Annotated in this window: 12 protein-coding genes and 1 pseudogene; 5 read left to right on the plus strand and 8 right to left on the minus strand. The window is 72.9% G+C overall.

The features are described from left to right. The first annotated feature begins 305 nt into the window (after positions 1-305). Positions 306-1,199, plus strand: a complete 894-nt coding sequence (locus tag VK640_05420) for a winged helix-turn-helix transcriptional regulator (GenBank protein HTE72625.1) — start codon at positions 306-308, stop codon at positions 1,197-1,199. Continuing rightward, positions 1,196-1,834, plus strand: coding sequence for a pyridoxamine 5'-phosphate oxidase family protein (locus VK640_05425; protein ID HTE72626.1), 639 nt, complete (start codon positions 1,196-1,198; stop codon positions 1,832-1,834). Before VK640_05420 ends, VK640_05425 begins: the two co-directional genes overlap by 4 nt. Positions 1,835-1,847: 13 nt before the next feature. Here VK640_05425 and purB read toward each other — a convergent pair whose 3' ends face one another. Next, on the minus strand, positions 1,848-3,290 hold the full coding sequence (gene purB, locus VK640_05430; GenBank protein ID HTE72627.1) for an adenylosuccinate lyase: 1,443 nt from the start codon (positions 3,288-3,290) through the stop codon (positions 1,848-1,850). Positions 3,291-3,556: 266 nt separating this feature from the next. Between purB and VK640_05435 the strand changes: the two genes are divergently transcribed. Then, a complete protein-coding gene (locus VK640_05435) occupies positions 3,557-4,942 on the plus strand; it encodes a hypothetical protein (protein HTE72628.1) in 1,386 nt (461 codons plus the stop codon). Between the two features lie 132 nt (positions 4,943-5,074). Continuing rightward, entirely contained in the window at positions 5,075-5,650 is a 576-nt protein-coding gene (locus VK640_05440; protein ID HTE72629.1) for a dihydrofolate reductase family protein, read from the plus strand. Positions 5,651-5,802: 152 nt separating this feature from the next. Here the strand turns inward: VK640_05440 and VK640_05445 are convergent, their stop codons facing one another. The 7 genes and pseudogenes from VK640_05445 to VK640_05475 all read right to left on the minus strand — a co-directional run bounded on the left by VK640_05445 (position 5,803) and on the right by VK640_05475 (position 11,734). Next, complete coding sequence (locus tag VK640_05445) at positions 5,803-6,084, minus strand: GlsB/YeaQ/YmgE family stress response membrane protein (protein HTE72630.1); 282 nt, start codon at positions 6,082-6,084, stop codon at positions 5,803-5,805. Between the two features lie 125 nt (positions 6,085-6,209). Beyond that, positions 6,210-6,506 (minus strand): annotated as a pseudogene (locus VK640_05450) (phosphoribosyltransferase family protein). Positions 6,507-6,519: 13 nt separating this feature from the next. Further along, positions 6,520-7,761: a phosphoribosylamine--glycine ligase gene (gene purD / locus VK640_05455; GenBank protein ID HTE72631.1), complete on the minus strand. Its 1,242-nt coding sequence runs from the start codon at positions 7,759-7,761 to the stop codon at positions 6,520-6,522. Next, positions 7,758-8,372 (minus strand): hypothetical protein, encoded by a 615-nt coding sequence (locus tag VK640_05460; protein ID HTE72632.1) that lies wholly within the window; start codon positions 8,370-8,372, stop codon positions 7,758-7,760. Before VK640_05460 ends, purD begins: the two co-directional genes overlap by 4 nt. A gap of 23 nt (positions 8,373-8,395) precedes the next feature. Further along, positions 8,396-9,769: an aspartate aminotransferase family protein gene (locus tag VK640_05465; GenBank protein HTE72633.1), complete on the minus strand. Its 1,374-nt coding sequence runs from the start codon at positions 9,767-9,769 to the stop codon at positions 8,396-8,398. Positions 9,770-9,811: 42 nt separating this feature from the next. Further along, positions 9,812-10,441: a GNAT family protein gene (locus VK640_05470; GenBank protein ID HTE72634.1), complete on the minus strand. Its 630-nt coding sequence runs from the start codon at positions 10,439-10,441 to the stop codon at positions 9,812-9,814. Positions 10,442-10,447: 6 nt separating this feature from the next. Beyond that, positions 10,448-11,734: an adenylosuccinate synthase gene (locus VK640_05475; GenBank protein ID HTE72635.1), complete on the minus strand. Its 1,287-nt coding sequence runs from the start codon at positions 11,732-11,734 to the stop codon at positions 10,448-10,450. 83 nt (positions 11,735-11,817) lie between these two features. Here VK640_05475 and VK640_05480 point away from each other — a divergent pair. Next, positions 11,818-12,073: diacylglycerol kinase family protein (locus VK640_05480; GenBank protein HTE72636.1), on the plus strand; the 256-nt coding region annotated here is incomplete at its 3' end.

Raw genomic sequence — 12,073 nt, forward strand, 5'->3', positions numbered from 1 at the left:
CGTCGCGGTCGGCTTGTAGAGCATCTCCCCCACGGTGATGACGAGGACCGCGACCACGGCGAGTGCGAGATCGGGTGCAAGACCGAGCAGCAGGTAGGCGACGCCGACCAGGGCGATGCCGGCCGCGACCACCGGCGCGGCTGAACGGTCGCGCAGCACGAGCGCCATCGGCGCCTCGCCTGCGCCCGAGCAGCCAGCGCAGCCAGGACGGCAGCGAGGCAGTGCCCGCCAGACCGCCGGCGTCATCTGCCCGCCTCCCGTGTCCGACTAGTCAGTTCCTTTTCGGAACCCGTACGGTAGACCACATGGCGGCCGGAGCGCGATGGGCGGGGGCCGACCCGACTTGTGCGGTGGCCCAGGCCGCGGTGGCGGTCGGCGACCGTTGGAGCCTGGTCGTGCTGCGGGAGATCGCCCGGGGGCACACCCGCTTCGAGCCGCTGGTCGACGAGCTGCGGATCTCGCGCAAGGTCCTGACCGAGCGGCTCGGGCACCTGGTCGACCACGGGGTGCTCGAGCGGGTGGCCTACCAGGACAACCCGGTGCGGCACGACTACCGGCTGACGCCGGCCGGAGCGGCGTTCGTGCCGGTGCTGGTCGCGCTGCAGGACTGGGGCGACCAGTGGGTGCTCGGCGACGGCGAGGCGTCGGCGACGAGTCGCGGCGGTGCCACCGAGGTCGCCCGGGTGCAGGGGCTGGTCGGCCAGCAGGTGCCGACGACGGTCGAGCTGCCCTCGACGGTCGGTGACCTCCTCGACCCGGTGGCGCCGGACGCGCGCGGCACGGTGCTGTTCGGCTACCCCGCGACCGGGCGGCCGACGCCGCTGCCCGACGGCTGGGACGACATCCCGGGGGCCGTCGGCTGCACCTTGGAGAACCGGCTGTTCCGCGACGCGCACGACGAGTTCGCCGCAGCCGGGCTGGCGGTGCGGGGCGTCAGCACGCAACGTACGGACGAGCAGGCGGCCTTCGCCGACGCCGAGGACATCCCGTTTCCCCTCCTGTCCGACACCGACCTCGCCCTGACCGCGGCGCTGCGGCTGCCGACCTTCCGGGCCGCCGGCCAGGTGCGGCTGCGGCGCGTCGTCGTGGTGGTCGGCGCCGGGCGCCGGGTCGAGGCCGTCCGCTACCCGGTGACCGACATCCCCGGCACGGTGCGCTGGGCGCGTACCGTCCTCGACGACGAGAGGGCGCCCGCATGACGAAGACCGACAGTTTCACCGAGGTGCACGACGAGGCCGAGCTGCGCGACCTGCTCGGCGAGCCGTCGCAGCTGGTGCGCGACAAGGACCGCGACCGCCTGCACGACCTCGACCGGCAGTGGCTGGCCGCCTCGCCGTTCTGCCTCGTGGCGACCTCGGACGCCGACGGGAGCTGCGACGTGTCTCCGAAGGGTGACCCGCGCGGCTTCGTCCATGTCATCGACGACCGCACCATCGCCATCCCCGAGCGGCCGGGCAACCGCCGCGCCGACGGCTACCGCAACATCCTGAGCAATCCGCACGTGGGACTGATCTTCCTGGTGCCGGGCCGCGGCGACACGCTGCGCGTCAACGGCCGCGCCCGGCTGGTGAGCGACGCGCCGTTCTTCGACGACATGGTCGTGCGTAGGCACCGGCCGGTGCTGGCGGTGGTCGTCGAGATCGAGCAGGTCTTCCACCACTGCGCCAAGGCGTTCCGGCGCGCCGGTCTCTGGGACCCGTCGACCTGGGACGAGGGCGACCTGCCGTCGCGGGCCGTCATCGCGCGCACCCTCGAGCGGCCCGAGCGGTCGCTCGAGGACCTCGAGGCCTACTACGGGCCGTCGTACGACGAGCTGCTCTACCGGGCGACCTGACGCACCAGGGGCGCTAGAGGATCGGCGCGGGGGTGTAGGCCGCGGCCGCCGGGTGGCGGCTGACGAGCTTCTCGACCTGGGCGACGACGGCGGCGACCTGCGAGTGCGCCGCGCCGGTGAAGGTCGCCGGGTCGGCGACGAGGGCATCCAGCTCGGCGCGGTCGAGGCCGAGCCGGCGGTCCGCGGCGAGCCGGTCGAAGAGGTCGTTGCCAGCGGCACCCTGCTCGCGCATCGCCAGCGCGACGGCCACCGCGTGCTCCTTGATGGCCTCGTGCGCCTGCTCGCGGCCGACGCCCTTGCGCACCGCCGCCATCAGCACCTTGGTCGTCGCGAGGAACGGCAGGTAGCGCTCGAGCTCGCGCGCGACGACGGCCGGATAGGCGCCGAACTCGTCGAGCACGGTCAGGAAGGTCTGGAACAGCCCGTCCGCCGCGAAGAACGCGTCCGGCAGCGCCACGCGACGGACGACCGAGCAGAAGACGTCGCCCTCGTTCCACTGCGCGCCGGCCAGCTCGGCGACCATCGACTGGTAGCCGCGCAGCACGACGGCCAGACCGTTGACCCGCTCGCAGGAGCGGGTGTTCATCTTGTGCGGCATCGCGCTGGAGCCCACCTGGCCCTGGGCGAAGCCCTCGGTCGCGAGCTCCTGGCCGGCCATCAGCCGGATGGTGTGGGCCAGGCTCGACGGCCCGGCGGCGAGCTGCACGAGGGCGCTGACCGCGTCGTGGTCGATCGAGCGCGGATAGACCTGGCCGACGCTGGTCAGCACCCGCGAGAAGCCGAGATGCTCGGCGACCGTCTGCTCCAGCTGCGCGAGCTTGTCGGAGTCGCCGTCCAGGAGGTCGAGCTGGTCCTGCGCGGTGCCGACGGGGCCCTTGATGCCGCGCAGCGGGTAGCGGTCGATGAGGTCCTCGAGGCGTTCGACCGCGACCAGCAGCTCCTCGGCGGCCGAGGCGAAGCGCTTGCCGAGCGTCGTCGCCTGCGCCGCGACGTTGTGGCTGCGGCCGGCCATCACCAGGTCGTCGTGCTCGACCGCGAGACGCGCCAGTCGGGCCAACGCGGCCACGGCCCGGTCGCGGACCAGCTCGAGCGACGTACGCACCTGGAGCTGCTCGACGTTCTCGGTGAGGTCGCGGCTGGTCATCCCCTTGTGCACCTGCTCGTAGCCGACGAGCGCCGAGAACTCCTCGATGCGCGCCTTCACGTCGTGCCGGGTGACCGCCTCCCGGCGCCTGATCGAGTCGAGGTCGACGACCTCGACGACCGTCTCGTACGCCGTGACGGCGCCCTCGGGGACCTCGATGCCGAGTTCCTGCTGGGCCCGCAGCACCGCCAGCCAGAGGCGTCGCTCGAGGACGACCTTGTTGGCCGGCGACCAGACGCGCACCAGGTCGGCGCCGGCGTAGCGGGTCGCCAGGACGTCGGGATAGGTCGAGCCGGGCTCGTCGGCGCTCACGTCGCTCATTCTCGCGTACGTCGCGCAGCTCGGCGCTCGTGCCGCCGGAGGCCGCGGGGGATGTCGTGCACAGGGACTTCCGACAGTGCGGTGGACCTGGTAAGATTCGAACACACGTTCGAACCGGAGGTATGGACGTAGGAGGCCTGCGGCACCGTGACCGCCCACCCCGCGAGTGACCTCCTCCCGTCCCGCGTGACCCCGCCGATGACACGGGTGCGGCCGGAGCCGGCGACGCGCACCCGCTCGCCGGGCGGCTGGACCGGATGCCTCCCGGGCCGGAACTCGCCGCGCTCGTCGACGAGGTGGCCCTGGTGTCCTGCTCGGACGACAGGGTTGTGGCGCTGGTGGCAGCGGCGGCCAGGCTGCAGGCCTGGGCGAGCTCGGTCGAGGTCCAGGCCACCCGCACGCTGGTGGACCGGGCCGGCCAGTGGCGCGGGGTCCGTGCGTTCGACGCGCCTCCGCAGAAGGACACCGTCCCTGCCGACCGGATGGCCGCGGTCGAGATCGCCGCCGCCATCGGCCTGTCGTCGCGCGCCGCACAGGGCCGGGTCGCCCTCGCCCTCGAGCTGGACCGCACTCCGGCGACGAAGGCAGCCTTGGCGCAGGGAAAGATCCCCCTCTACACCGCTCGGACGGTCCTCGAACAGGTCCGGCCCCTCGACGACGACACGGCCGCGGCGGTCGATGCGAAGGTGATCGAGCGCTACGCCGGTCGGCCGCACGCCGACGTCGCCCGAGCATTGAAGCGGGCGGTCATCGCGGCCGACCCGGCCGCGGCCGAGAAGCGGCGTAAGCGCGGTTTCGAGGACCGCGCGGTCGAGCAGTACGCGCTGGACGACGGCATGGCCGCGGCCACCATGACGGGACCGGCCGAGGACGTGCCGCGGTTCTGCACCTACGTCACGGCCACGGCGATCGCCGCGAAGGCGCCGGGAGACCCGCGGACCTTGGCGCAGCGGCGCTTCGACGTCCTCGCCGACCTGAGCGCCGTCGCCCTGTCGCAGGACACCACGCGGCCCGACCTGCTCTGCCACCCCGGCCCGCCCGACGACACCACGCACGACACCACCGACGGTCAGGTCCGACGAGCAGGTCCGCCGGCGCGGCGGCTGCCTGACCGCAAGGGCCGGCAGCCGCAGATCCGGGTGGTCGTCGCGGCGACGACACTGATCGGTCTCGACGACCGGCCCGGCGAGCTGGTCGGCTACGGCCCGGTGACCGCACAGGTGGCCCGGCGCATCGCCTCCGAGGGCACCTGGCAGCGGCTGCTGACCGACCCGAAGACCGGTCGGTTCGACGAGCTGTCGGCCGACACCTACGAACCACCCCAGGACATGCAGGACCACGTCACCGCACGAGATCCCACCTGCATCGGAGCCGGCTGCCGGCGGACCGGTGCGACCTCGACCACCGGATCCCGCGCCCGCGCGGGCCGACGTCCGCCGGCAACCTCGATCCCTGGTGCCGCACCGAGCACCGGATCAAGACCCTCACCGACACGGTCGTCATCAGGCTGCGCGACGGAGACGGGCGGTGCGCTACCCGAGCGGACGGAGCTACCTGCTGCCCGTCGACCCGGTGCTCGACCATCCCGACGACCCGCCCTTCTGACGCTCCGGGCGGCGCGCGCCGGGCGCCCGCAACGATGAGATCGCGGCGCAGGCACGGTCGGAACTGTGAGGGGTCCAGGACCGACAGGACCGTCAGCACGGTCAGAGCTGGTAGCTGGTGCCACGGTGAGCACCAGCGGAACGACAACGGCCCGGAGCGAAGGAGGAGCGATGCAGAACCTCACGGTGGACTTCATCATCTCCCTGGACGGGTACGCCGCCGCCGACGGCTGGCCCGGCTACTGGGGCCTGGAAGGGCCCGAGTACCTCAGCTGGCTCGAGGAGGACGGCAAGGGAGAGCACACCGCCCTCATGGGCGCGACGACGTACCGACTGATGTCGGGGTTCGCCGCGGACATGCCCGACGAGCTGGCCGGGCTGACCGCGATGCGGAAGGTGGTGTTCTCCTCGACATTGGAGCCGCCGCTGCCCTGGGACAACAGCGAGCTGGTGGCCGACGACCCGGTGGAGGCGGTGCGCGCCATGAAGGAGGACGGCGCCCGGCCGCTGCGCACGCTCGGCAGCCTGACGCTGTGCCGGAGCCTGCTCGGTGCCGGTCTGGTCGATCGCTTCCGAGTCGTCGTCTTCCCGGTGATCACCGGCGCCACGGGCAAGGAGCGGATCTTCGACGACTACCCGGACGTCGCCCTGGAGATGGTCGACAGCCGGACCTTCGACGGCCGGCTGCAGCTGCTCGAGTACGTCCCCACGGTGCTGGACGGCCCGCCGCTCGCTGATGCGTCATGAGCGCGCCGACCAGCCGTGAAGACCCTCTACCGGCCCCGAGCGAGCACGGCGACGGGGCGGGCGCAGCCCGCGGTGGATAACCGCTCGCTGCACACCGCCCCGCCTGGCTGCCGTGGTGCCACCGGGACGCGCCGGTGCGGCGCTGCCCGAGGTCAGCGGACCAGGTTGCGCTTCCTGCTCGACCGGCCGGTCACCGTGGCGGCGACCATGACCAGGACCGCGGCGACGGCGATGCTGATGATCCAGCGGATCCAGTCGATCCCGTCGGTCGCCTCCACGCCGAGCCCGGCGGCGACGTAGTAGCCGATCAGCACGCCACCGATGCCGCAGAGCACCGTGAGCCAGATCGGGATGTTGTCGCGGTCACCGGGTGCCACGAACTTGCCGAGCAGCCCGATGATGATGCCGGCGATGATGACTCCGATGATCTCCATGTCGCGCCTCCTGATGCTTGTTCCTCGCTCCGCCGTCGAGTCAATTACCCGGTGCACCGTTCCGGAACCCTGGTGGGCCCGGCGGGACTGGCGTCTCGGCAGCGGGCCGGGGCCAGGCCGGTGCCTCAGCCGGCCGTGACCGGCGGCTGGCTCGACCAGGGGAAGTCGATCCAGCGGTCGGTGCGCCGCCACACGTAGTCGCACCGCACCGTCGAGCGCGGCTTCTCGTAGAGCACCGCGGTCCGGCAGTCGGCGACGTGCTCGCCGCAGAACTCGCGCACCAGCCGCAGCATCTCGCCGTTGTCGGCGACGTCGTCGACGAGCAGCACCCGGGCGCCGGCCAGGTCGACAGCAGCGGGGACCGGCGGCAGCATGACCGGCACGTCGAGCCGCTGGTCGACCACGACGTAGAACTCGACGTTGCAGGGTCGGCGCTCATCCACCCGCCGCGATGTCGCGGCGCCAGTGGGCACCGTCCATCGAGATCGCGGCGACGGCGGCGTAGGCCCGGTCACGAGCGGTGCGTACGTCGACGCCGGTGCCGACCACGGACAGCACCCGACCGCCGGCCGAGACGACCCGGCCGTCCTCGTCGCGCCGGGTGCCGGCATGCAGGACGTAGGACTGCTCGGCCGACCGACCGGCGTCCTCGAGCCCGTCGATCGGGTCACCGGTGCGCGGCGACTCGGGGTAGCCCTTGGCGGCCACGACCACGGTCACAGCGGCGTCGGGCGACCACTCCAGCGGCCCGAGCGACGCCAGCGACCCCACGGCGGCGGCGCGCAGCAGCGACCCGAGCGGGCTGCGCAGCCGGGCAAGCACCACCTGGGTCTCGGGGTCGCCGAAGCGGGCGTTGAACTCGATCACCCGCACCCCGCGCGAGGTCAGCGCCAGCCCGGCGTAGAGCAGCCCGGCGAAGGGCGTGCCCCGCCGCGCCATCTCGTCGACGGTCGGCTGCAGCACCGTCTCGAGCACCTCGTCGACCAGGCCGGGCGGGGCCCACGGCAGCGGCGAGTAGGCGCCCATGCCGCCGGTGTTCGGCCCGGTGTCGCCGTCGCCGACCCGCTTGAAGTCCTGCGCCGGCACCAGCGGCACGACGGTCGCCCCGTCGGTCACCGCGAAGACGGACACCTCCGGACCGTCCAGGAACTCCTCGACGACCACCCGGTGACAGCTCTCCGCGTGCGCCAGTGCGGCCGCGCGGTCGTCGGTCACCACGACGCCCTTGCCGGCGGCGAGGCCGTCGTCCTTGACGACGTACGGCGCACCGAGCTCGTCCAGCGCGGCCGCCGCCTCCGACCCGGTCGCGCACACCCGGGCCCGGGCGGTCGGCACCCCGGCGGCGGTCATGACCTCCTTGGCGAAGGCCTTCGAGCCCTCCAGCCGGGCCGCTGCCGCAGAGGGTCCGAAGCAGGCGATCCCGGCGGCCCGCACCGCGTCCGCGGCACCGGCGACCAGCGACCCCTCGGCTCCGACGACGACCAGGTCGACCGCCAGCTCGGCGGCCAGCGCGGCGACCGCGACCGGATCGCCCACGTCGAGCGGCCGGGTGGTGACGTCAGCGGCGATGCCCGCGTTGCCCGGGGCGGCCACCACCTCGGTGACCTCCGGGTCGGCGACCAGGGCGCGCACCAGGGCGTGCTCCCGCGCTCCGGAGCCGACGACGAGGAGCCTCACGACTTCCAGAACTCCCACCAGCGGCGGGACCCGGCCGTGGACCGCTCCCGCGGCACGTCGGGGGCCATCTCGGGACGGGGATCGGCCGCGGCGGCACCGGACAGCGTGCGCGCACCGACCGGCTGGCCGGCACCGAGCCCGCCCCGCCCGCCGGTGTCGTCCTCGTCGTCGGCGTCGTCCGGCCACCGACGGCGGGTGGGGGTCTCGTCCTCGGGCCGGTCGCTCACCGGCTCGCCCAGCTGGGGGTCGTAGCCCTCGAGGCCGGTGACGTCCTCGACGGCACGGGCCAGGTCGTACACCGCCTGCATCAGCTCGAGGTCGTCGCCGGGCGAGCGCTCGTCCGGCACCCGGATGGCCACCTCGCCCTGGATCATCGTCAGCTCGACGCCGGTGGCGACCGCCGTCAGCTCGCGGGTCTCCTCGTCCTCGTCGTCGACCTGGACCTCGCCGAGGATCTCCCGCGCCAGCGGGAGGATCGCGTCCCAGTGCTCGAGGTCGACGTCGGTGAGCTCCCCAGGGTCACCGCCCTCGAACGACCCCTCGAGGTCGTCCAGAGCGTCCTCGAAGGTCTGCCCGGGGTCGCGCCGGACGAAGAAGATGTCGTAGCTCATCGCGGCTGACGCTAGCCGACCGCTCAGCCGGCGCTGAAGGCGTCCGCCGTCGCGAGCGCCTCGTCGAGGATCGCGAGACCTTCCTTGGCCTCCTCGTCGGTGATCGTGCACGGGGGCACGACGTGCAGCCGGTTGAAGTTCGCGAACGCGACCAGGCCCCGCTGCTTGCAGGCGGCCATCAGGTCGGCCATCGGCTTGTTGGCCTCGCCGCTCGCGTTGTAGGGCACCAGCATCTCTCGGGTCGCGCGGTCGCGGACCAGGTCGAGCGCCCAGAAGACACCGAGGCCGCGCACCTCGCCGATGCTCGGGTGCCGATCGGCCAGCTCGCGCAGCCCGGGGCCGAGCACGTCCAGGCCGATGCGGCGCGCGTTGTCGACGATGGCCTCGTCACGCATCGCGTTGATGCTCGCGACGGCGGCGGCGCAGGCGAGGGGATGGCCGGAGTAGGTCAGCCCGCCGGGGAACACCCGCTCAGCGAACGTCGCGGCGATCGGCTCGCTGATGATGACGCCGCCCAGCGGCACGTATCCGGAGTTCGACCCCTTGGCGAAGGCGATCAGGTCCGGCGTCACCGACCACTTGTCGACCGCGAACCACTCACCGGCCCGACCGAAGCCGGCCATCACCTCGTCGGCGATGTAGACGATGCCGTGCCGGTCGCAGATGTCCCGCACCCCGGCGAGGTAGCCGTCCGGCGGCACCAGGATGCCGGCGGTTCCCGGGATGGACTCGAGCACCAGCGCGGCGATCGTCTGCGGGCCCTCGAAGGCGACGACCTGCTCGAGGTGCTCGAGCGCCCGCTCGCACTCCTGCTCGACCGACTCGGACCAGAACGGCGTCCGGTAGGCGTAGGGCCCGAAGAAGTGCACGACACCGGTGGCCCCGCCGTCGTTGGCCCAGCGCCGCGGGTCGCCGGTCATCTGGATCGCGGTGGTCGTGTTGCCGTGGTAGCTGCGGTACGTCGTCAGCACCTTGTGCCGACCGGTGTGCAGGCGGGCCATCCGGACCGCGTTCTCGATCGCGTCGGCACCACCGTTGGTGAAGAAGACCTTGCCGAGGTCGCCCGGGGCGAGCTCGGTGATCAACCGGGCGGCCTCGGACCGCTGCTCGTTGGCGTGCTGCGGCGCGATCGTGCACAGGCGGGCCGCCTGCTCCTGGATCGCGGCGACGACCTTCGGGTGCTGGTGCCCGATGTTGACGTTGACCAGCTGGGACGAGAAGTCGAGGTACCGCCGCCCCTCGTGGTCCCACATGTGCACGCCCTCGGCGCGGCTGACCACCATGGGCTTGAGCAGGGCCTGGGCGGACCAGGAGTGGAAGACGTGGGCCCGGTCGAGCTCGAAGGCACGGTCACCCGCAGCGAGGTCGGCCGCCGCGTCCGGGGCAGGGGAGTCCATCGGCGCCATGGCTCGCAGGATAGGGCCCGCCCACGGGGCCCGTCAGGCGAGTCGGGCGAGCAGTCCGGCCCGGACGTCCGGCCACTCGTCGCGCAGGACCGAGTAGACGACGGTGTCCCGCCAGGTGCCGTCCGGCCGGCGGATGTGCCGGCGCAGCACCCCCTCACGGGTGGCGCCGAGCTTGGCGATGCCGGCCTGCGACCTCTCGTTGATCAGGTCGGTCTGGATCTTGACCCGGTTGAAGCCGCAGTCGTCGAAGGCGTGCCCGAGCAGGGCCAGCTTGCACGCGGGGTTCACCGCGGTCCCCCACCAGGGCGGTCCGTACGCCGTCCAGCCCAGGTGGACGCGCTGGTTGACCAGGTCCCACTCGCCGAGGCTGCTCGTGCCGACGAGCGTCCCGGCCGCGCCGAGCTCCGAGTCGCCGGCGAGCCGGACGACGTACGCCTGCCGCTCCCCGCGCAGGCCCGCTGACACGGCCGCCTCGAGCACGGCCCGCATCCCGGCGACGTCTCGCGGCCTGGCGGACGGGCCGCCGGCGTAGCCGGAGGCCCAGACCCGCTCGTCGCCGATCGCGGCGAAGAGCCCCTCCGCGTCGCCGAGCGCAGCGGGCCGCAGCCGGACGACGGCGTTGGACAGCTCGGTGGCACGCGGCGGGGTGGGCTCGCTGGACACGGTGGCTCAGCCGAGCAGCGAGCGGATCTCGACGGTCTGGTCGCGGCCCGGCCCGACGCCGATGGCACTGATCGGCGCGCCGGACATCTCCTCGAGCGCGGCCACGTAGGCCTGCGCCGTCTTGGGGAGGTCGGTGAGCGACCTGGCACCGGAGATGTCCTCGTCCCAGCCGTCGAACTGCTCGTAGACGGGCGTGGCGTGGTGGAAGTCGGTCTGGGTCATCGGCATCTCGGCGTGCACCGTGCCCCCGACGTCGTAGCCGACGCAGACCGGGATCCGCTCCCAGCCGGTCAGCACGTCGAGCTTGGTCAGCACGAAGTCGGTCACGCCGTTGACCCGGGCCGCGTAGCGGGCGACCACCGCGTCGTACCACCCGCAGCGCCGCGGTCGGCCGGTCGTGGTGCCGAACTCCGCCCCGTCGGCCCGCAGCCGCTCGCCGTCCGCGTCGAGCAGCTCGGTCGGGAAGGGTCCGGAGCCGACCCGGGTGGCGTAGGCCTTGACCACCGCGATGACCCGGTCGATCCGGGTGGGCGGGATGCCCGAGCCGGTGCACGCGCCACCCGCGGTCGGGTTGGACGAGGTGACGAACGGATAGGTGCCGTGGTCGACGTCGAGCAGCGTGGCCTGACCACCCTCGAGCAGGACCGTGCGGCCCTCGTCCAGAGCCGTGCCGAGCACCAGCGTCGTGTCGGCCACCATCGGGCGCAGCCGCTCGCTGTAGGTGAGGAACTCCTCCGCCACCTCGTCGACGGTGATCGCGCGCCGGTTGTAGACCTTGACCAGCAGGTGGTTCTTCAGCTCGAGCGCGCCCTCGACCTTCTGCCGCAGGATCTTCTCGTCGAAGAGGTCCTGCACCCGCACGCCGACGCGGGACATCTTGTCGGCGTAGGTGGGACCGATGCCGCGGCCGGTGGTGCCGAGCCGCGCGTTGCCCAGGAAGCGCTCGGCCACCTTGTCGATCGTGCGGTGGTAGGGCCCGATCAGGTGGGCGCTGGCGCTCACCAGCAGCCGCGAGGTGTCGACGCCGCGCTCGTCGAGATCGTCGATCTCGGTGAAGAGCACGCCGAGGTCGATGACGACACCGTTGCCGATGACCGGGGTGCAGCCCCGCGTCAGGATGCCCGACGGCAGGAGGTGCAGGGCGTACTTCTCGTCGCCCACGACGATGGTGTGCCCGGCGTTGTTGCCCCCGTTGTACTTGACGACGTAGTCCACCGACGAGCCGAGCAGGTCGGTGGCCTTGCCCTTGCCCTCGTCGCCCCACTGGGCGCCGAGCAGCACGATGGCCGGCATGGGGTACACCTACCTCGGACGGGGACGTTGCGGGCTCTGACCAACTACGGCCGAACTGCGTCCGACTGCGAGGGAGAGGCTACGTGAGGCGACTGCTGGTGGTCACCAACGCCGCGGCGGGCAGCACGGACGACGACAGGGTCGCCGCGGCGATCTCGGTCCTCGAGTCCGCCGCGGACGTGCGGGTCGAGCAGTGCGCCGAGCCCGGGGACCTGGACCGCGTCCTGGACGGGAGGGACGGCCGGACGGTCGTGCTGGTCGGCGGGGACGGGTCGGTGCACACGGCGGTCGACGCCCTGCGCCGACGGGGTGAGCTCTCCCCCGGCGAACCGCTGGGCC

Source organism: Actinomycetes bacterium, from assembly GCA_035489715.1.
Classification (GTDB): Bacteria; Actinomycetota; Actinomycetes; order JACCUZ01; family JACCUZ01; genus DATHAP01.